Source organism: Peribacillus sp. FSL P2-0133 (genome assembly GCF_037975445.1).
Lineage (GTDB): Bacteria > Bacillota > Bacilli > Bacillales > DSM-1321 > Peribacillus > Peribacillus simplex_E.
Map to the genome: position 1 here is coordinate 1,461,948 of NZ_CP150254.1, position 21,109 is coordinate 1,483,056.

The window sequence follows — 21,109 nt, forward strand, 5'->3', positions numbered from 1 at the left end:
TGTAAAGGTGAGTATGATGAATGAATTGTGGTGAATTACTTATCATTGGCGGGGCAGAGGATAAGTGCCTTGAAGGTGAAGTATTAAATAAATTTGTCGAGCTTACAACCCATAACGACGGCGGAATAGGAATATTGCCTACAGCAAGTGAAATTCCTGAGGAAGTGAGTGCAGAGTATATCAAGATCTTCAGGGATTTAGGCGTGAACAGGGTGGAAGTGATCAAGCTGGATTCAAGGCAGGATGCAGATGATCCTGCAATTTGTGAACAGCTGAAATCTTTTTCAGCTATCTTCATTTCAGGGGGAAATCAAAGCCGATTGTCTGAACTGATTGGGAAAACCAAGTTCCACGATGCCCTTTCTAAAGCCTGGCATAAAGGAATGGTGATAGCAGGGACAAGTGCTGGCGCTTCGATTTTAGGTAAGTACATGATCGTCGCTGCTGACACGATGCTGAATGCCAATAAATTAAAGGTTGAAATTGGGGTAGGCTTTGGCTTCCTTGACGGCCTGATAATCGATCAACATTTTTCCCAGCGTGGCCGCTTTGATCGTCTGTTAAGTGCGATTGCAGGGAATAAAGAAATTATGGGTATTGGCATTGATGAAAATACAGCAATTTTAGTTAAAGACGGTCATTTTGAAGTAGTTGGCCAACATCAAGTATTGGTTCTTGATGGCAGCACCAGTGATTATATCAATATCACATCTTCTGATAATGGCAGTGAAGAGTTGACTCTCTCGGGATTTAATCTTCATGCACTAACCAGGGGATACCGTTTTGACCTGCTTACCAGGAAATTGTTGATGAAAAAGGGGATCCAACAATGATGATCAATCGAGTCCGTTATTTAAAAGGACCTAATTATTTTGCTTACACACCTACGATTTGCATTGAATTGGATATAGGGGAACTTGAACAGAAACCATCTGATTCAATACCTGGATTCAATGAAAAATTGTTAAAGGCGCTCCCGAACTTGGGAAGCCATACATGTTCAAAAGGGTATCGAGGCGGTTTCGCCGAAAGGCTGAGAAAAGGAACATGGATGGGACATATATTGGAGCATATAACGATTGAGCTTCAAAACTTGGCCGGAATCGAAGCCGTTCGTGGAAAAACGATAATGATGGAAAAGAAGGGTGTTTATTATGTTACCTTTGACTATCAGGAGCCTCACTCAGGTCTTCAAGCTTTTTTAGCAGCAAAAGATATCGTGGAAGCCATCCTGAATGGTGAGAAACTTATAAATGTACAATCTTATGTAAAACAAATAGAGCAGTTATATTATAAAAATAAACTGGGGCCAAGTACCGAAGCCATTTTTAAGGCAGCGCAGGCAAAAGATATCCCTGTCGAGCGAATGGGTGATGAAAGCTTACTGCGGTTAGGAACCGGTACAAGGCAGAAGTATGTCCAGGCGACAATATCTAGCCAAACTTCGAATATTGCCGTTGAGAATTCATGTGACAAATCATTGACTAAATCAATTTTAAGAGGGTGTGGTCTCCCTGTACCTGAAGGGGAAGTTGCCCACTCCATTGAAGATATCTTTGCCTCGGCGGACAGGCTGGGTTTTCCACTGGTCATAAAACCGTATAATGGGAGACAGGGGCAGGGTGTCATCACCCATATCAAAAATAAGGATGAACTATTCAATGTAATTAATTGTTTGGAGTTGCATGTGGAGAAGTACATTGTCGAACGGCATATTGAAGGACATGATTATCGGTTACTGATAGTCAACGGAGAACTTATCGCCGCTAGTTTGAGGCTTCCTCCCTATGTTATTGGCAACGGTAAGGAAACGATTCGCAGTTTGATAGAAAAGGAAAATTGTAATGAGTTGCGGGGAGAAGGTCATGAAAAGCCGATGTCAAAAGTTCCACTTACACATACCGTGACGTGTTACTTGGAAAAATCGAACCGGACGCTCGATACCATTCCGAATCAAGGGGAGTTGGTTCAAGTTGTCGGCAATGCAAATCTTTCGACTGGTGGAAAGGCAATCGATGTAACGGACCAGGTTCACCCTACCATTAAAAATATGGCTGTTGCTGCCGCGAAAGCGATCGGTTTGGATATAGCCGGAATAGATTTTATCTGTGAGGATATATCAAAACCAATCGAACATTCAAGGACTGCGATTATTGAAGTGAATGCTGCACCGGGAATTCGAATGCATCATTATCCGAGTGAAGGAAAAAAAAGGGATGTAGGCAAAGCCATTGTCGATTACTTATTTCCGACTAGGGAAGAGGCGGCTATACCGATCATTGCAGTGACCGGTACAAATGGAAAGACGACAACAACGCGATTGGTTCATTATTTTCTTACTAATGAAAAAACAAAGGTGGGTATGACAAATTCTGATGGAGTCTATATCGGCGATGAGGTATTGGATCAAGGTGACTGCAGTGGCCCTGTCAGTGCAAGAATGATATTGGCCCATCCTGAAGTTGATGTAGCCGTATTGGAAACGGCCCGGGGCGGAATTCTGCGTGAAGGTCTGGCTTTTCGTAAATGTGATGTGGGGATCATTACCAATGTAAGTGAGGATCACCTCGGCCATGATGGAATCGATACATTGGATGATCTCATAAAATTAAAGAGGCTGGTAGCCGAAGTCGTAATGAAAACAGGCTATTGTGTGCTGAATGCAGATGATCCGAATGTAGCTGCCATGAACGCCTATACAGATGGGGAGGTTATTTACACCTCTACTGATGCCACCCAGCCTCACGTGAAGGCTGCGATAAATGGGGGAGGTAAAGTTTGGTACGTCAATGAACAAGGCGTGATTTGTCATTCATCTGATGGAGTCATCCATCAATTTATGGATTGCACCATTATTCCAATTACGATTTCAGGCATGGCACGTCATAATATCGCCAATTTACTTCAGGCGTTAGCCGCAGCCGAAACACAAGGCATTTCAATGGAAGAACTAAGAAGGAAGGCTGCCACATTTATGCCTGATACGAATTTGTCCAAAGGACGTTTCAATTTAAAAAAATTGAAAGAGCGCACGATCATCATCGACTATGCACATAATGAAGCAGGATTGAAGGCTATATTCGAAACGGTCAGTGCCTATAACAAAAATCGTCTTATCACTGTTTTGGCAGGACCGGGGGACCGTATTGATGAAGAGCTTATCAGGCTCTCCAAGGTGGCGGCCATGAATTCTGATCTGTTCATCATTAAAGAAGATGATGATTTGCGTGGAAGGGAGCCGTTTGAAGTAGCGGGGCTGCTTCAGGGAGCTGCCGTAGAAGCTGGGTTACATAAAGATCGGACATTCATCGAACCTAATGAATTGGATGCATTCGTAAAAGCCTGGGAAACATCACAACCGGGTGATCTATTATTGTTCTTTTACACGGATTTCGAATATGTAGAGAGGTTTTTCGAAAAGGTTTCAACAACAAATCCATTGCCGAAGAAATAAAATAAAGTGCATTTCGCCCTAAAAATCCCTTCACTGTCCATCAAGGCAAGCTTGAGGAGTTTCAGTGAAGCTGGAAAGTGACTGATATGAAAAAAGCTAATCCAAGTGGATTAGCTTTTTTTAATACCCGTTTCTTTTACAGCCGAGACAGCGGCATGGTCTTTTTTATATATTCGCTGAAGCACGATTGACTGAACAATCATGAATATGCCTCCGATCGACCAATACAGCGGCAATGCAGCAGGAGCAGAGAAAGAAATGAATAAAATCATTGCTGGTGAGAGCAGGCTCATCATCTTCATTTGTTTCTGCTGTTCTTCCGGCATTTGTCTCATGGAAATGACCGATTGGAAGTAATAAATGACACCAGCAATAATCGCCATGGCAATATTCGGCTGGCCAAGACTGAACCAAAGGAAACTATGTGTCGCAATTTCATGGGAACCTTGAATCGCATAATAAAAGCCCATTAGAATCGGCATTTGAATTAAGAGCGGCAGACAGCCCATGTTTAAAGGATTGACTCCATGTTTTTGGTAAAGCTGCATCATTTCCTGTTGAAGGGCCTTTTGTTTAGCTGGATCTTTCGTCTCTTTGATTTTCTGCTGGATTGCTGTCATTTCCGGTTTCAGCCCACTCATCTTCGTTTTCATGCTAAGCTGTGTTTTATATTGCTTGGCAGTCAGTGGAAGCAATATAAGGCGAATCAAAAATGTCATCATGATGATGCTTATACCATAGTTGCCATTAAATAAATCAGCATTAAATTCTAGCATTTTTGTCATAGGATTAACCAATGCAGTATGAAATGGACCGCTCGTTGCTGCTGAGCATCCTGTCAAAAGGGTCGTTGCCAAAAATAGGACGGCAATTAGAAACATGTTTTTCTTCTTCATTATAATTTCCTCCTCGAATTGTTAATGTTTAAACAACGAGAAGGAGGCTTGGCTCATCGGAATCATCGGGTGAATCCTTGTGCCGGATAAATGTGAAAAAGCGCTGTGCACCGCGCCAGTCAAAAGTGCTGCCTTTCTGAACAGGAGATTTACTTTTATCTGAATGAACGGAAGCTTGATATTTGTCGTTCAAGAGTGATTGCTTTTTATTTAAGAAGTAAAACGCAGCCAGTGGAAAGACAAAGGTAAATAAGTAACCTGCCCATACCGCATGGCGAACGGTCTGATAATCGAATTCTAATAATAATTCCCACATAGGAATCCCTCGTTTTTTCTAAGATAAGAAAATTTAGTTCGCCCCAAAAACGATTTAGGGACTTGAATAAGTTTAAATCATTAAGAACACTATATCAAATTCTAGTACAAGAAAGCCAAAAAATATAGGGATTTTTTCAAAAAATAAACAGGGAATATTTTCTGGTGCATTAATTTCTCGTTAAAGGTCATATAGAACCTAGATTCGAGAGCGAAGATTGCACACATGGTCATACGTCTACATACGGATAAAAGGAAGTTCAATTCATTCGATAAACAGAACCGTCATAACGGTACTGAAAATAATTTATATCAAAATGCACATCCCCGAAGCATGGATAATCCATTAAAAGATCAAATAATGGATGTAAGGATTCCGCCTGGTCCGTCCTATGGAGGAGGCCCGCCTCATATAGCTCCGTCTTTAATTATTCCACAACTTTCACGATGGATGTATAAGGCAATTGACACTGGTTCAATGAAAGGGTGCTTTTACCAACATACTTATGTATGGCTTAAGAATGTCCGCTCATTTTGGCTTTCCCCCACTTGTCGGTTAAATTCCGTGGCAGGTTATCGATGGAGACGAGGCCAACAGTGATGGGCCTATAATGGTACGGATGGGCATGAGATACAATCATTTCAATGTTATTAAAAAAAACAATCCGCATTTGCGGATTGTTCAGTTTGTCGACAAAGGGGGAGATCGAATGGTCTCACCCCGAACCATGATTATTAAAGAATACTTGAAATGAAACCCTGACTGGCTTGAAGGAATTTGCGACCCCCTACCGAATAACTGGCTAGCCAAGATCCCGCTTGATGTTGAAAGGGGCGGATTTCTGAAATCAACTGGAACGTTTTTAAAGAAAAAATAATAGGCAAACACATTCAAAGTTTCAATCCAGGAAATAATCAGGAAAATCAGAAATGATACCATCTAACTGCATCTTTTTGAACATGCGCATTTGTTTTTTATTGTTAACGGTCCATGTATATACTTTCATCCCGTGCTTTTGGATTCGCATTTGCAGCTTCGTACTTAAAATCGTTTGCTTTGGATTCAAAAATGATGCAAACTCGGCAATCTCTTTTAATTTTTGGTCATTAATTCGCCGTTTTATCAATACGCCCACTTGTATGTCCGGCATTAATTGATGAAACCTTTTCATGGATTCCATATCGAACGAATGTACCATTATCCTATTTTTACTTGTTGAATATTCTTGGAATTTCTCTAATTCTTCTGCAAGTTTCTGTTCAATGCCAGGATAAGCAGATGGATGTTTTATTTCGATTAAGATTCCAACTTCTGACCCGAAATTCTCCAATACCTCACTCAGTAAAGGAATCCTTTCGTTTTTATAGCGAGAATGATACCAGCTTCCTGCATCAAGTTCCTTTAATTCGGCTGCCGTGTAATCACGGAGGTTCCCTTTGCCGTTTGTGGTTCGATCCAGTGTGGGATCATGATGAACCACAAGTACATCATCTTTACTAAGATGGATATCCACTTCCAGGAAATCAGCTCCCAATTCAATTGCTTTAATATAAGATGCCATTGTATTCTCGGGGCAATATCCAGATGCACCGCGATGTCCAATTTTAAGGGGGGAATGCTGCATTATGAAGCTTTCAGGGAAATCACTCTTTGATCTTTTAGCGTAGATAGCGAACAGGACAAGTATGGTTAACAAGATAATAAGAATAAATGCAATCATCTTTCACACTCCTATTAGGCACATTATTTTAAATATCCTTTACCCAAACTTAAAGAATATAAAGAAGGAGTTAGCAGGACAGCCTTATTTCATAATTTTACATGTTAGGCAGGAAAAAATCATGTTTTACACAATGTTATAATCCAGACTTAAAGGATTTATTGTAAAGGTATGGAATACATATAATTTAAGCATCTATAAAGGAGGGAAAGCGGATGGAATTGCAGGTGAAACCGAAGTCTAAAAAATGGAAGGGGAATTTTGGTTTATATTTTTCCCTGCCCATTCTCTCTTGGGCGTTTTACGATTTTGCCAATACGATTTTTTCTTCTAATATAAATACGATTTTCTTTCCATTCTTCCTCCAGGAACAGATTGGGGAAAATGCCGTTCTTGATCAGATTGCAAGTACCTTCATCTCCTACGCTAATGCGATTGCCAGTTTGTTTCTTGTTTTGTTTTCCCCGCTGTTCGGAGTCATGATCGATCGAACGGGAAAAATGAAAAAATACATTATAATTTTTACACTCATTTCTGTTGTATGTACATTTTTAATGGGGGTATTTGGAGGGGCTCCGTTCGATGGAAAGCTTCTGGGCATTCCAATTTCCTTAGCGATCGTCATTCTTTTATTTGTGATAGCAAAGTTTTTCTATCATTCGAGTCTTGTTTTCTATGATACGATGATGAGTGATTTAGGCACGAAACAGCAATTGCCGCTTATATCAGGATTTGGAGTGGCGGTAGGTTATCTTGGAACGTTAGTGGGACTGTCGATCTATCCATTCATTAGTAAAGGGAGTTCACATGAAGCCTTTATTCCAACGGCGATTTTATTTCTGGTTTTTTCCCTTCCTTTATTCTTTTTCTTAAAAGAGACTCCAAAACAGCAAAAAGCGAAACAACCTTTTTTATCCGGTTATAAGGAAATTAAATCAACATTTAAAGAGATGCAATCCTATCGATTGGTTTTTACATTCATGATTGCTTATTTCTTTTTAAATGATGCAATTGCTACCACTATAGGCATGATGGCCGTATATGCCAAGACTGTAGTTGGATTTTCCTCAAGCGGATTCATTTTGCTTTACTTGGTATCGACAGTATCGAGTATTGCCGGATCGTTTCTGTTTGGATATATCACTCAGTCGAAGGGACCGCGGCTAGCAGTGACATATGTGGGAGTTCTGCTCTTGGTCGCTTTATTTATAGCAGTCTTCGCACAAACCGCTCTTTGGTTTTGGGTTGCAGGGAGTATGTTTGGTATTTCACTAGGTTCGATGTGGGTGACATCACGGACATATATCATTGAATTGACCCCGGTAGAGAAGAGGGGGCAATTTTTTGGACTATTTGCATTCTCCGGAAAAGTTTCTTCCATAATCGGTCCGCTTTTATATGGAACGATAACGTTGGTATTCCATGACCTCGGTACATTGGCGAGCCGGATGGCATTAGGGTCACTGATCATCATGGCGGTAATAGGTCTGGGCTTTCTTTTGAAGTTGAAGGGATTGGAAGAAGTGAAATAGTAAAAAGGGAAGGGAGCCGGCCTTAATGCCGTATCCATTCCCTTACATATTTTTATACTAAAATCAAGGTGACATCGACGTTCCCGCGAATTGCTTTTGAATAAGGGCAGGTCATGTGAGCTTTTTTGGAAAAGTCTTCGGCTTCTTCCCTGCTTAGGTCGGGAATCGAAACATCCAACCTTACAGCTAATTTAAAACCACCGTCTTCCTCATCTTTACCAATCGTGACATTTGCCGTCACGGAAGTATCGACTTTTTTCTTTTCTTTTTGCAGAACAAGATTCAAGGCACTGTCAAAACAAGCTGCATAACCGGCTGCAAATAACTGTTCAGGATTTGTAGCACGCTCACCGGAACCACCTAATTCCTTCGGTGACCTCACATCGAAATCCAGAATCCCGTCCTCTGATTTAACATGTCCCTCACGACCACCGTGTACGGTAACTGTAGCTGTATATAATGGTTTCAATGAAAACAACTCCTTTGTTTATTCTTATTATCTTTAGTTCCCTACTGTAAGTCTTTTTAAACAAAATGAAAGCAAATGTATGGGTAGTATTGTTTGAAATTGGTTTTAAATTGGAAGATATTGTTTTATAATGTACTGTATTAGGAGATGTAATACACCCATTTGCTAGGAGGGGTTGATGATGTTTGAGTTGGATGTCCAAAGTGGAAAGCCGATATATGAGCAATTGATGGATAAGTTTAAGGAACTAATGATCAATGAAGTTTTACAGGAACATAATCAGCTCCCATCCATACGAATATTGGCTCAGGAATTGACCATCAATCCGAATACGATCCAGAAAGCGTACAAGCAGCTTGAATCTGACGGGTTTATATATACATTGCCAGGCAAAGGGAATTTCGTGGCACCTCCTAAATCTTTAAAAAACTCATTAAAAGAAGAAAAGATCAGAAAGGAGCTCTCAAAGGTACTCGCTGAAGCTCTGTATATCGGAATCGATAAACATGAAATTTATAGATTAATAAAGGAAATCAGTCCATTGGCAAAGGGGGGAGAATCATGATTGAAATAAAACAGGTGAGTAAATTATATGAAGGAAAAGAAGCGATCAAAAACGTCACCTTGTTCATACAAAAAGGCTCCATATTCGGGTTATTAGGTTCAAATGGGGCAGGGAAAACGACTTTATTAAAAATGCTTTCAGGCAATCTGATACAGGACGCAGGTGAAGTTCTTATTGATCGATCATATGTGTTTGAAAACCGTGTAGTGAAAAATCGTTGTTTCTTCCTTCCTGATATACCTTATTTCCTGGCTAACTATACGATCATGCAAATGGCAGGTTTTTATAGTCATATTTATAGTGAGTGGAATCAAGAACGTTTCTATCAATTACAGGAAGTATTCCAGATCCCCATCCAAACTAAAATACATAAACTATCGAAGGGGATGCAGAGACAGGTTGCTTTTTGGCTCGCACTCTCGACGATGCCGGAAGTTCTCATCCTGGATGAACCTTTTGATGGATTAGATCCGGTCATGCGTAAAAATGTGAGACAGTTGTTGATTCAGGATGTATCGGAAAGGGGTATGACGATTTTACTATCGTCCCATAATCTCAGGGAAATTGAAGATTTAGCCGATCATGTAGGGATTTTGCACAAGGGTGAACTTGTTATCGAAAAGGATTTGAATGACTTAAAAGCGGATGTACACAAAGTGCAAATTGCCTTTAAACATAAAATTCCCCACGGTTTATACCGCGGAATTCAAATTCTTAATAAGGAAAGACGCGGCAGCGTGATCGTTTGCATCGTTAAAGGTAAAGAATCCATGATTAAATCGCACTTTAATCAGTATCAGCCAGAAATATTAGATATTCTCCCACTTACTCTAGAGGAGATATTCATTTATGAAATGGGGGATATCGGTTATGTCATCCAGAATAACCTGGTTTAATAGAGAACTGATTATCTATATATTCAGAAGCACTGGCTGGATTGGCTTCCTGTATCTCGTAGGCCTCATATTTGCCCTGCCTCTGGAAATGTTAGCGATTATCTTGAATGAGAACAATGAATATGTGGAATTCGAAAACCTTTTTTCCTGTCAGCAGATGATACAGTTTGTCTTGGTCATCGTTATTCCAGTATTACTTGCCATCTTCCTTTTTCGGTTCTTACAAATGAAACAAGCTTCAGACTTTATTCATAGTTTACCGATTACTAGACGCAGCATCTACGTTCATATGATTGGGACGGGAATTGGCTTCATGGGTTTACCGATTTTACTTACAGGCTCAATATTGATATTATTTCACTCGGCAATTGATGTAGAAAGGCTATATACCATGACGGATATATGGTCTTGGATGGGGACTACATTTATTTTGGAAGCTTTGATCTTTTCTGTTGCCGTTCTTGTTGGAATGGTGACGGGATTATCAGCATTTCAAGGATTGCTGACCTATATTTTTCTTGCTTTGCCGGTGGGGCTGTTTGTTTTGTTTGCAGCCAATGTGAAGTTTTTGATAGAAGGATTTTCAACAGATTATTATCTTAGTGCCAATATGAATGGCATCTCCCCCTTATTAGCAGCAACGGAGATGGAAAAAATCACTTTTTTCTCTATTAATACATTAATTTATAGTATAGTAACCTTTCTATTTCTGATCAGCTCTCTTTTTCTCTATGAGAGGAGAAAGCTGGAGCATGTGTCGCAGGCATTTGTTTACCCGAAGATTAAGCCATTATTTAAATTCGTCCTGACATTATGCATGATGCTGTTCACAGGTCTTTATTTTAGCGAAACGACAGGAAAACCTGGGTGGATTTTCTTCGGATATGCCGTCGGTTCTTTGCTTGGATATTATTTAGGGGAAATCGTCCTGCAAAAGACTTGGCGAATACGGGTCAAGCTGAAAGGTTATGTAACATTTATAGTGGTTATCATTGTGCTGACACTCTTTATAAAAATAGATCCCATTCAGTATAAGGCCAAGGTTCCTGATGAAAAGATGATTAGCCAAATTTATATTGGCGATTCTCCTTTGTTTTTTGAAGATGATGACACGTCGAATAAAGCTTCCAATTATCTTAATGAGAAGGAAAATATAGAAGCGATCAGGTTATTGCATCAGGAAATTATCGATAAGGGTAAAAAGGTTTCCATTGGTGAATTGAATGATGGACAATCCGTATTTCTGATGTATGAACTCAAGAATGGCAAACGGTTAGCAAGAGAGTACCATTTGCAAAATTACGACTCTTACATGCCGCTATTGGCGAAAATATATGAGTCGAATGAATATAAAAAAATGGTTAATGAGTTATTGAATGTTTCTACTGAAGACATATCTAAAATCAAGATAACGGCGAGCGGACAAGTGGACAAATCAATAACGATTACGGACGGCCAACAGCTGGAAACTGCCGTACAGGCATTGTCTGAGGATCTGAATAATCAATCGTTCGCCCAAATGACATCTTCTTTTGGTGATTATGCCACCATCGAAATTCTTTTGAATAATAACAAAACCATTTATATGAATTGGGACTCTTCATATACTCAGTTTTCAAAATGGATGGAAAGTACCGGACAATCGGAAAAAGCTCGGTTAATGGCTGATGATATCTCTTATATCCTGGTTGCGAAGACCGATTCGGAAATTTATCATTCGAGTTCTGAAAGTGAACTTGCACAGCAGATTGAACAACAGCCAAATCGCTTGAAAATTAAGACGGCTTTGGAAATCGAGACGGCCATTGATAATGCCCAAATCGATTGGGGCGGAGAGTATTCAGCTGCCTTTTATTATAAAGAAAGCAGAGATGTGGACATTAAGAGTTTTTCTGGCGAACATGTTCCTGGCTTCATTGTGGATCATTTTAATGAAAGATAACGTGAATAATTCGCTTGTACACATATATAGGAAAGGATGCCGCCCAATATGGCGGCATCCTTTTACATTGCCTATCAATTATGTTTGTGTATCTATGCTTTAGAGTTTTACGACGTTTTTGGCTTGAGGTCCGCGGTTTCCTTCTTCGATCTCAAATTCAACCTCTTGACCTTCATCAAGGCTCTTGAAACCTTCTCCTTGAATGGCGGAAAAATGTACGAATACATCATCTTCGTTTGGTACTTCGATGAATCCAAATCCTTTGTCACTATTGAACCATTTCACTTTACCTGTTACTGTCATTCGATGAATCCTCCTAAAAAGTAAAAAATATTAATGGTGATGATTTTACCTGGATGGGAAAATCAATTCACACATTATCAAGCATCCACATTCAAGTTAAAGTATCATACGAAGATGCTTGATAATATGTGAAAGCCTATATTATTAACCCACTAACCCCTGGAGAAATTTCCAGTTTTTTAGTATATACCCACCTTTATAAAGGATAAAACAAATGGAAGCAATTTATACATTCCCATTTAGGGAAAATAATATTAGGGTTTTATAAAGGGAAGTATAACGGTATTGTCGTGCAGAGAATTTTCCTGGTTTGAAATTTGACGGGGATGCCATGTCCAAAAGGAAAAGCCTTTATGGTTGAAATTAAAATAATCGGGTATAGGATAAGAAAGAAAGGACGGATGAAAAATGAAAAAATTATTAAAAAGGGCCCTCATTTTTGCTGCTCCCATCATATTCAAGGAAGTAAAAAAACGTTGGAAGAACAAGCGGAATCAAAAAGCGATTAAAACTGCAAGGTAAATGAGTTAAACCATGAATAAATGAACGATAACCATAAGGATAAAGATAAGGGGCGCTGATTAAGCGTCTTTTGTTTTGCCATCTGGACAAATCCTCTTATGGTGTTTCATTCACCTCTACATCTTTCCTTCATATCGTGTTAAAATAGAAAGGTTGATTGACATGAATGCAGAGTAGCCAAGGCTCATGCCTTATGATATATTTTTTCTTACATATATTGTGTAGGATCAGGATTTTTTCATACAAAGAAAGGTTGCTATTCCAATGTAAAAAATATAGTAAATCTCCTATAAATTTTTTTTGATGACTCCAATAATGAAAGGAACATTTTATGACTACATTAATAGACGAGGTTCAATCCCGACGGACCTTCGCAATCATCTCTCACCCGGATGCCGGGAAAACGACTTTGACAGAAAAATTATTGCTGTTTGGCGGCGCGATCCGTGATGCCGGAACAGTTAAAGCTAGAAAAACAGGGAAGTATGCAACAAGTGACTGGATGGAGATTGAAAAGCAACGGGGAATTTCCGTTACATCTTCAGTCATGCAATTCGATTATGATGATTTCCGTGTCAATATTCTCGATACACCAGGCCACCAAGATTTTAGTGAAGACACCTATCGTACACTGATGGCTGTTGATAGCGCCGTGATGATTATCGATTCGGCAAAGGGTATCGAGGATCAGACAGTTAAATTATTCAAAGTATGCCGGATGAGGGGCATCCCGATTTTCACTTTTATCAATAAAATGGACCGACAAGGTAAAACGCCGCTTGAATTGCTTGCCGAACTCGAAGAGGTATTAGGTATAGAAACATATCCAATGAACTGGCCGATTGGGATGGGAAAAGACTTCGTGGGCATTTACGACAGGTTCAATAATCGGATTGAACAGTTCAAAACTGAAGGGGAAGAGCGTTTCCTTCCGTTGAATGACGAAGGTGAACTCGAAGTGGATCATAAACTTAAGGATTCCCAGTTATATGAGCAAACTTTGGAAGAAATCATGCTGTTAACGGAAGCGGGTAACCAATTCTCTGAAGAAAACATTGCGAATGGAAAACTAAGTCCCGTATTTTTCGGAAGTGCTTTAACGACATTCGGTGTTCAGACGTTTTTGGATGCTTATTTGAAATTTGCACCAGCTCCACAAGCACGGATGACAACGTCTGGTGAAATGGACCCTGTTAGTAATGATTTTTCTGGCTTTATTTTCAAGATCCAAGCGAATATGAACCCAAAACACCGTGACCGAATTGCTTTCCTTCGTATCTGCTCCGGTAAATTCGAGCGTGGAATGAGCGTAAACTTGAGCAGGACAGGGAAACCGATTAACCTGTCTTCTTCTACCCAATTCATGGCTGATGATCGGAACACCGTAAATGAAGCGGTAAGCGGAGATATCATCGGTTTATATGATACCGGTAACTACCAGATTGGAGATACGATCACAACTAGCAAAGACATGTTCCAGTTTGAAAGGCTGCCTCAGTTTACACCGGAACTATTCATGAGGGTAACAGCTAAAAACGTCATGAAACAGAAGCATTTCCATAAAGGAATTAACCAACTTGTACAAGAAGGGGCAATTCAGCTCTTCAAAACGGTTCGGATGGAAGAATATCTGCTTGGTGCGGTTGGGCAACTTCAATTCGAAGTATTCGAGCATCGAATGAGGAACGAGTACAATGTTGAAGTCGTGATGGAGCGCATGGGCAGTAAGATTACACGTTGGGCTGAAGATGAGAAGCTGGATGAAAACCTTCATAGCTCAAGAAGCATCCTTGTTAAAGACCGGTTTGATAAATATGCATTCTTATTTGAAAATGAGTTTGCACTTCGTTGGTTCCAAGATAAAAATCCTGACGTGGAATTATATAATCCAATGGATTTGAAATAATGGAAAAGCCCGTGTAATATACACGGGCTTTTTTCATTATCTGGAGCATTGTTTAAATATCGAAAGGTTTTTTTGATAGTACCTTAAACATGTTTCCGCGGCTATATTTACCTGTTATTATGTGAAATTATCTATAGAGCAAATTTATGGAGGAACTTCAAAATCAATCAGGCTTCGACTTACTGTTAAAACAAAATCACCTAGGCGGAGGATTAGCTTGGTACATTGGATCAGTAACCCCTGACATTTGGGATGTATATCATTTAAATCAATAGTTTAACTGGAAAACTTCGGATGGTGGAGATTGTTCAGCTTGGAGAATAAGGTCCTTTTAGGGTCTAAATCTGCAAGCTTTTTTTGTGTAATCAAAAAAGCAGATTCCAGATAAAAGTAATATAAACAATAAAGACTGATGTTATAAATACATAAGTAGGATTTGCATGTATTTTCGATTTATAGGTTTCAAATGCCCGGTATACATCTTCACTGATGACTACAATTACTAATCTTTTTTCATGATCATTAACATATCTCTAGTAATTAAATGATCTTTTCTATGTTTAGGCCATTTTACACAATTGATGAGTAAGTCTAAACCTTGAGTACTGTCTTAATACATTGTTGATTTGAAATCTGTTGAAAATGCGGGTATTTTAATCATTACCCCTGTTTTAAACATGTCGACTTTAGATAAACGGAAACAGGGAGATAGAAGATGTTAGACAGCTGTATTTTTGAAAATTAAATAGTAACTAATTGGAAAGGTTAAATAAGAAAATCGTAGCAACTTTTAGCATGGTAAGAATTGCTGGGATATTCCGCGAAACTTCTTAATGAACTGCATAATAATAATTGAAAATTTGTGGCTTTAACCCTGGTGCAGGAGGAGAATAGCAAAAATAACTTATATTCAACTACCGAGGTATGCATTTATACCCAAGCCTACGAAGGTATAGTCGGTTTTATCATTGGAAAATATTGCAGATGAATCAGTATTTTTAAGGATACGATTGACAAATGGTTAGGTAATATCTTATCACAATTGAATTAAATCAATTGGCTACCTTTTTGGAACTTGATAAAGTACCGAATAATTGTGTGATGTAAGCAAAATGAACATACTTAACATAAAAAGTATCTTCCTTAAAGTTAATAGAGTTTTTAGACCAAAGAGGTGTGTAGCAGTGAAAAAAGGGAAATGGAGTCTACAGTTTACTATTATGATACTGGTGTGTGGGGTAGTAGCCCTATCATTATTTATTACAGATATTCTTATTAGCCAAACTGTTGCGGATACAATAGAGAAGAGCCAGACTGAAAAAGCAGTAAACGTAGCACGCATGGCAGCACAAACGCCGCTTGTAATTGAAGCGTTAAGTGGAAGTGGGAAAAATCAGGAAGTTCAGCAATTTACCAATAGGATAAAAAAATCGACAGATGTAGAATTTGTAGTAATAATCGATAATAATGGAATTCGGAAAACTCACCCCGATCCAAGTAAAATAGGGAAAAAATTTGTTGGAGGGGATGAGAAAGATGTATTACGAGGTAGAGAGCACATATCTATTTCCAAAGGAACTTTAGGCAGGTCTTTGCGTTCTTTCACCCCTGTTTATGATTCAGAGGATAATCAAATTGGAGCCGTGGTGGTCGGTATTTCTCTTCAAAAAGTTAATGATGCTGTTTTAAAAAGCCGTTTTAATATTTATGTAGGAACCGTTTTTGGAATATTAACCGGAATTGCCGGGGCAATACTTTTGGCAAGGTATATTAAGAAAATATTATTTGGGCTGGAACCTTTTGCTATTGCGAAGGTTTTAAAAGAGCGAAACGCCATTTTACAATCAGTTCGGGAGGGAATTATAGCGGTAGATCAGAGTTCAACCATTACTCTCGTAAACAAAGCAGCTTTAAAGATATTTAAAAAAGCGGGCATTAATGAAAATCCAACGGGTAAAAAGGTAACTAGTTACATGCCTGACTCAAACCTGGATAGAATCCTGGAGACCGGCAAGGTCGAATTAGATAAAGAGCAGGATTTAAAAGATAGTGTCTTACTAGTGAATAAGGTACCAGTATTTGTGAAGGATGAAATCGTAGGTGCCGTGGCTACATTTCGTGATAAAACTGAAATACATCTGCTGGCGGAACAGCTGACTGGAGTCCGTTTATATGCTGAATCGTTAAGGGCCCAGTCGCACGAATTCATGAACAAACTTCATGTAATACTTGGTATGGTGCATATGCATTACTATGATCAGCTTGCAGCATATATTAGTGATCTTGTTGACCACAGAGAAAACGAGATTGGCTTTATTACCAAAACCGTTAAAGATCCAGTACTAGCCGGTTTTTTAATTGGAAAACTAAGTTATGCCAGGGAAGCAGGTGCTAAGCTGGCATTATCCTCTGACTTTCAATTGCCAGAACCAGAAAATGCATCTATTACTCATGAGCTAATTACGATAATAGGAAATTTGATTGACAATGCTATAGAAGCAGTGGAAAAAAGGCCCGTTAAACGAATTGAATTAAAGTTTGATTATGCAGATGATATTTTAACTATTGAAGTTCATGATACTGGACAGGGAATATCTGATGCCAATCTTAATCATATCCTTCTAAAAGGATTTACAACAAAAGGAGAGGACAGGGGGATTGGTTTATATTTGGTTAAGGCAAGCCTGGATAAGCTAGGTGGAGATCTCGATATTAGTTCAAAAGAAGGTCAAGAAACAACGTTTGTGGTTTATATACCATACAAAAGCAAGGGTGATGTAGGATGATTAAGGTAATGATCGTAGAAGATGACCCGATGGTTGCAGAGTTCAATAAGCGCTATTTGAATCAAGTCGATGGATACGAATTAGCTGCTGTCTGTTCCTCAGTGGATCAAGCTCTGAATGTATTGGAAAATCAAAGAATAGGGTTAGTTCTATTAGACATTTTCATGCCAGGGAAAAATGGACTCGATTTACTCTCACAAATTCGAGAAAGTGAAAAAGAGATAGATGTTATTGTCATTTCTGCTGCGTCGGACATTGAGAGGATTCAGAAAGCATTAAGACTAGGCGCTGTTGATTATTTAATTAAGCCGTTTGAATTTGAACGTTTTAACGCGGCCTTATCAGCATATCGGAACAAATCAGATTTTATTCAAGATAAAAATATGCTAAATCAAGAAGAATTAGATTATCGAATATTGCATCAAGAAGAAATTCATTTACCAGAGGAATTACCGAAAGGATTGGCTCAAGATACCTTAAAGATTATATGGAATGTGATACGGGTATTTAAAAATGCTCCCTTTTCAACAGAGGAAGTCGTAAATGTGGCGGGTATATCCAGGGTATCAGTAAGGAAATATTTAAAATTCATGAAGGATATCGGGGTCCTGGATGTTAAGGTAATCTATGGAACGGTAGGCCGACCAGTCTCCCAACACAAATTTAATGATGACAAGAGCCATATTATTCAACGTTATCTGTAAGTAGCCAAATGGCTGCTTACTTTTTTTAATTACATAATACTAAAATTAGTTAAATAAGCTAGTGTCCCCCGTAAATGACTACTAAGATATAGACTGGCGATTGAGTTATTTATAAATTTTTCACAAGGATTGAACAAATAAGCAGTAATGAGGAAATATTTAAGTTTTTATGTGCTGTATATTTATTTTCCTTTTTACAGTTTTCTTTTAGTAATTACACTTCCCCGGGGAAGAATATACTCTATTGCCTGGTAATGATCATTTTTAAATATACATTTTTAGGAAGAGGGTACGTCTATGACAGCATATGAAAAGACAAAAAAGGGCTTGGAAACAACTTTAAGAGGAAAAGGTATTCTGTCAAACCCTTTTATTAATAAAGGGGTTGCTTTCACTAAGGAAGAAAGAAATGAACTAGGATTGGTAGGCTTGCTGCCATCCCAGGTGCTTACTCTTGAGGAACAAGTAAAAAGAGCTTATGAACAATTCTCCACTCAACCTACCAATATTCGGAAGAATGGAATGTTATATGATTTATTTAATAGGAATGTGGTACTGTTTTACCGCCTACTTAAAGACCATCTAAGTGAAATACTTCCGATCATTTACACACCTACTGTAGGAGAGGCCATTCAACAGTACTCCCAAGAATATCACCGTCCAGGAGGTCTATACCTATCTATTGATAATATGGAGGGAATGGAAGATGCATTTAAAAACCTGGACCTTTCATCTGATGATATCGATTTAATAGTTGTTACAGATTCTGAAAGTATTCTTGGAATCGGAGATCAGGGAGTTGGCGGAATTAACATAGCCATTGGCAAATTGGCAGTCTACACTGCAGCTGCGGGAATTGATCCAAGCAGGGTGCTGCCTATTGTCCTGGATGTTGGGACTGACAATGAAAGCCTGATTAGTGATCCACTGTATATTGGTAACAGGTTTGGGCGTGTTCGCGGTGATGAATACACCAAATTCATTGATTTATTTGTTAAAAAGTCTCAAGCCTTCTTCCCAAGGGTATTACTTCACTGGGAAGACTTTGGAAATATAAATGCACGAAATATAATCGATAATTATGGCGAAAAGATCCTCACTTTTAATGATGATATACAAGGTACAGGTGCAGTAACACTAGCCGCCGTAAAGTCTGCATTACAAGTAACTGGTGTTCCTTTAAAGGAACAAAGAGTTGTTGTTTTTGGTCCAGGTGCAGCAGGAATCGGTAATGCTGATCAGATGGTTGAAGCCATGATCCTTGATGGCATTTCCAGAGAAGAGGCATATGGTAACTTTTGGGCCGTCGATTATCGTGGATTGTTGATAGATGACATTCCGGATGTTTTGAAATTCCAAAAGTCGTATTGCCGGAAAGCTGAAGAAGTCGAGGAATGGGCTCGGAATGAAGTCGGAATTATCCCGTTATTAGAGGTAATAAAAAAGGTTAAACCAACCATCTTAATAGGCACCTCTGGTCAAACAGGAGCTTTCTCAGAAGAAGTTGTAAAAGAAATGGCAAAGCACGTGGAACATCCTATTATTATGCCGATGTCAAATCCGACTGCCTTAGCGGAAGCTGTTCCTGAAGACCTTATAAAGTGGACTCAAGGTAAAGCCTTAATAGCGACAGGAAGCCCGTTTGATGATGTTGACTATAATGGTGTGACTTATACAATCGGACAATCTAATAATGCATATATTTTTCCAGGACTTGGACTTGGTGCAATTGTCGCAGAAGCAACAATAATCTCTAAGGGCATGCTTGCAGCAGCATCATCTGCTGTTTCAAGATTATCGGATAGCAATAAGCATGGTGCTTCTTTACTCCCTTCAATCAAACAATTGCAAGAGGTTTCTAAATCTGTAGCCATCGAAGTGGCCAAGACAGCCATTGAAGAAGGAGTTGCGAAAGCGGATATAACAGATATTGAAAAAGCAATTACAGAATCCATGTGGAAGCCGGAGTACAAAACTATTCATAGGAAATAATTCCAGATTATTTTGTTGTCTCAAAAGAATAGGGATCCGTTTTAGGGGAATCTCCGTATAAGTCAGTCATATTAGAATCTTTTAAATAGGACAATTTTTTGGAAAGAGAAGTGCATCTCGAGTGAATATTGGGAATATATTTTTAACATTGATACCAATCTTTTTTACAATTATTATTGGTTATTTGGGTGGCTATTTTAAAGTTTTTAATTCAGAATCATCCAAAGGGCTTAATACGTTAGTTACAAAATTTGCATTACCTGCACACTTATTCATTGGGATCACAACAACCTCAAAACAAACCTTAATTAATCAATGGTCATTTTTCTTAACTATGACCATAGGTGTTATTGGCTTTTACATTATCCTTTTAATAGTGGCTCGTTTGGTGTTTAAATACGATTTAACTGCAGCATCTATGTTTTCATTAAACGCAACTCAGCCAGCTTTTGCTTTTATGGGGATATCTGTATTAGGCAGTTTGTTTGGGGCGCAAGAGATAGCTATACCTATTGCGATTACCGGTATTGTGGTGAATGCCCTTCTGGATCCATTAGCAACAATAGTTGGTACGGTCGGACAATCCAGATTGGGTAAATCTAAAGATGAAAAAACAAACATTTTGGGTATCGTTTTGCATGGTCTTAGCGAACCGCTTGCATGTATTCCCTTACTTGCTGTTGTATTAACACTATTAGGGTTCCAGGCACCGGATATCATAAAAAATGCGCTCGATCAAATTGGGTCAGTGACATCTGGGGTTGCATTATTTGCTGTTGGTGTAACCGTGGGTATCCGTAAGATTAGCTTACGACCAATTGCTTTTGGTATTTCCATTTTAAAAGTTGTGGCTATTCCATTATATATGATTCTGGTTGCCCATCTAATTGGCCTTGATCATGCAGATACAATTAAAGCTATTTTGCTAGTATCATTTCCGGGATCTGCTGTAGCGGCAATGATTTCAACTAGATTTGATTCGTTATCAACTGAAACAGCATCTTCATTTGTAATTAGTACCATTCTATCTTTAATTACATTACCTATCTATATATCCTTGTTAATGTAGCCTTCAAAGTATCCATCCTTCTTGGATGGATACTTTT

16 protein-coding genes are annotated in these 21,109 nt (G+C 38.8%); 11 read left to right on the forward strand and 5 right to left on the reverse strand.

The annotated features are described in order from the left end of the window. Positions 1-20: 20 nt before the first annotated feature. Together MKY17_RS07055 and cphA are read left to right on the forward strand one after the other, a co-directional pair. A complete protein-coding gene (locus tag MKY17_RS07055) occupies positions 21-833 on the forward strand; it encodes a cyanophycinase (RefSeq protein WP_339201580.1) in 813 nt (270 codons plus the stop codon). After that, positions 830-3,454 carry a cyanophycin synthetase gene (cphA, locus tag MKY17_RS07060; protein ID WP_339201582.1) on the forward strand — a complete coding sequence of 875 codons (2,625 nt, stop codon included), beginning with the start codon at positions 830-832 and terminating at the stop codon, positions 3,452-3,454. The genes MKY17_RS07055 and cphA overlap by 4 nt, the downstream gene beginning before the upstream one ends. 110 nt (positions 3,455-3,564) lie before the next feature. On the opposite strand, the gene yidC is transcribed toward cphA, so the two are convergent. From yidC to MKY17_RS07075, 3 genes are all read right to left on the reverse strand, one after another. Beyond that, positions 3,565-4,350, reverse strand: coding sequence for a membrane protein insertase YidC (yidC, locus tag MKY17_RS07065; protein WP_144527003.1), 786 nt, complete (start codon positions 4,348-4,350; stop codon positions 3,565-3,567). Between the two features lie 28 nt (positions 4,351-4,378). Further along, complete coding sequence (locus MKY17_RS07070; protein ID WP_098371207.1) at positions 4,379-4,666, reverse strand: hypothetical protein; 288 nt, start codon at positions 4,664-4,666, stop codon at positions 4,379-4,381. Positions 4,667-5,564: 898 nt separating this feature from the next. Then, a complete protein-coding gene (locus MKY17_RS07075) occupies positions 5,565-6,386 on the reverse strand; it encodes a glycerophosphodiester phosphodiesterase family protein (RefSeq protein ID WP_098371205.1) in 822 nt (273 codons plus the stop codon). A 215-nt stretch (positions 6,387-6,601) separates the two neighbouring features. Here MKY17_RS07075 and MKY17_RS07080 point away from each other — a divergent pair, with 215 nt between their 5' ends. After that, positions 6,602-7,918: an MFS transporter gene (locus tag MKY17_RS07080; protein ID WP_144527006.1), complete on the forward strand. Its 1,317-nt coding sequence runs from the start codon at positions 6,602-6,604 to the stop codon at positions 7,916-7,918. Between the two features lie 52 nt (positions 7,919-7,970). Here the strand turns inward: MKY17_RS07080 and MKY17_RS07085 are convergent, their stop codons facing one another. Next, the gene (locus MKY17_RS07085) at positions 7,971-8,387 is read right to left on the reverse strand and encodes an organic hydroperoxide resistance protein (protein ID WP_339201585.1); all 417 of its coding nucleotides are present in this window, start codon (positions 8,385-8,387) and stop codon (positions 7,971-7,973) included. Positions 8,388-8,568: 181 nt separating this feature from the next. On the opposite strand from MKY17_RS07085, the gene MKY17_RS07090 reads away from it, so the two are divergent. Genes MKY17_RS07090 through MKY17_RS07100 form a run of 3 tightly spaced genes read left to right on the forward strand, consistent with a single transcriptional unit; the run spans position 8,569 to position 11,790 of the window. After that, positions 8,569-8,952, forward strand: a complete 384-nt coding sequence (locus MKY17_RS07090) for a GntR family transcriptional regulator (RefSeq protein ID WP_098371202.1) — start codon at positions 8,569-8,571, stop codon at positions 8,950-8,952. Next, positions 8,949-9,848 carry an ABC transporter ATP-binding protein gene (locus tag MKY17_RS07095; RefSeq protein ID WP_098371201.1) on the forward strand — a complete coding sequence of 300 codons (900 nt, stop codon included), beginning with the start codon at positions 8,949-8,951 and terminating at the stop codon, positions 9,846-9,848. Before MKY17_RS07090 ends, MKY17_RS07095 begins: the two co-directional genes overlap by 4 nt. Continuing rightward, positions 9,823-11,790: a DUF6449 domain-containing protein gene (locus tag MKY17_RS07100; protein ID WP_339201586.1), complete on the forward strand. Its 1,968-nt coding sequence runs from the start codon at positions 9,823-9,825 to the stop codon at positions 11,788-11,790. Before MKY17_RS07095 ends, MKY17_RS07100 begins: the two co-directional genes overlap by 26 nt. 99 nt (positions 11,791-11,889) lie before the next feature. Here MKY17_RS07100 and MKY17_RS07105 read toward each other — a convergent pair whose 3' ends face one another. Further along, positions 11,890-12,093, reverse strand: a complete 204-nt coding sequence (locus MKY17_RS07105; RefSeq protein ID WP_061462203.1) for a cold-shock protein — start codon at positions 12,091-12,093, stop codon at positions 11,890-11,892. 853 nt (positions 12,094-12,946) lie between these two features. Between MKY17_RS07105 and MKY17_RS07110 the strand changes: the two genes are divergently transcribed. The 5 genes from MKY17_RS07110 (at position 12,947) to MKY17_RS07130 (ending at position 21,072) form a co-directional block, all read left to right on the forward strand. Then, positions 12,947-14,521 (forward strand): peptide chain release factor 3, encoded by a 1,575-nt coding sequence (locus tag MKY17_RS07110; protein WP_144550105.1) that lies wholly within the window; start codon positions 12,947-12,949, stop codon positions 14,519-14,521. Between the two features lie 1,184 nt (positions 14,522-15,705). Then, entirely contained in the window at positions 15,706-17,307 is a 1,602-nt protein-coding gene (gene dcuS / locus MKY17_RS07115; protein ID WP_098371198.1) for a DcuS/MalK family sensor histidine kinase, read from the forward strand. Beyond that, positions 17,304-18,011, forward strand: coding sequence for a response regulator (locus tag MKY17_RS07120; protein ID WP_098371197.1), 708 nt, complete (start codon positions 17,304-17,306; stop codon positions 18,009-18,011). The genes dcuS and MKY17_RS07120 overlap by 4 nt, the downstream gene beginning before the upstream one ends. Before the next feature lie 297 nt (positions 18,012-18,308). Further along, the gene (locus tag MKY17_RS07125) at positions 18,309-20,003 is read left to right on the forward strand and encodes an NAD-dependent malic enzyme (RefSeq protein ID WP_098371196.1); all 1,695 of its coding nucleotides are present in this window, start codon (positions 18,309-18,311) and stop codon (positions 20,001-20,003) included. Between the two features lie 121 nt (positions 20,004-20,124). After that, on the forward strand, positions 20,125-21,072 hold the full coding sequence (locus tag MKY17_RS07130; RefSeq protein ID WP_098371195.1) for an AEC family transporter: 948 nt from the start codon (positions 20,125-20,127) through the stop codon (positions 21,070-21,072). Positions 21,073-21,109: the final 37 nt, after the last annotated feature.

Bases quoted from the DNA above. Each gene is read 5' to 3' on its own strand.
- MKY17_RS07120 (WP_098371197.1), top strand. From the start codon at position 17,304: ATGATTAAGGTAATGATCGTAGAAGATGACCCGATGGTTGCAGAGTTC.
- MKY17_RS07055 (WP_339201580.1), top strand. From the start codon at position 21: ATGAATTGTGGTGAATTACTTATCATTGGCGGGGCAGAGGATAAGTGC.
- MKY17_RS07100 (WP_339201586.1), top strand. From the start codon at position 9,823: ATGTCATCCAGAATAACCTGGTTTAATAGAGAACTGATTATCTATATA.
- MKY17_RS07080 (WP_144527006.1), top strand. From the start codon at position 6,602: ATGGAATTGCAGGTGAAACCGAAGTCTAAAAAATGGAAGGGGAATTTT.
- MKY17_RS07125 (WP_098371196.1), top strand. From the start codon at position 18,309: ATGACAGCATATGAAAAGACAAAAAAGGGCTTGGAAACAACTTTAAGA.
- yidC (WP_144527003.1), bottom strand. From the start codon at position 4,350: ATGAAGAAGAAAAACATGTTTCTAATTGCCGTCCTATTTTTGGCAACG.
- MKY17_RS07090 (WP_098371202.1), top strand. From the start codon at position 8,569: ATGTTTGAGTTGGATGTCCAAAGTGGAAAGCCGATATATGAGCAATTG.
- MKY17_RS07075 (WP_098371205.1), bottom strand. From the start codon at position 6,386: ATGATTGCATTTATTCTTATTATCTTGTTAACCATACTTGTCCTGTTC.
- MKY17_RS07070 (WP_098371207.1), bottom strand. From the start codon at position 4,666: ATGTGGGAATTATTATTAGAATTCGATTATCAGACCGTTCGCCATGCG.
- MKY17_RS07110 (WP_144550105.1), top strand. From the start codon at position 12,947: ATGACTACATTAATAGACGAGGTTCAATCCCGACGGACCTTCGCAATC.
- cphA (WP_339201582.1), top strand. From the start codon at position 830: ATGATGATCAATCGAGTCCGTTATTTAAAAGGACCTAATTATTTTGCT.
- MKY17_RS07105 (WP_061462203.1), bottom strand. From the start codon at position 12,093: ATGACAGTAACAGGTAAAGTGAAATGGTTCAATAGTGACAAAGGATTT.
- MKY17_RS07095 (WP_098371201.1), top strand. From the start codon at position 8,949: ATGATTGAAATAAAACAGGTGAGTAAATTATATGAAGGAAAAGAAGCG.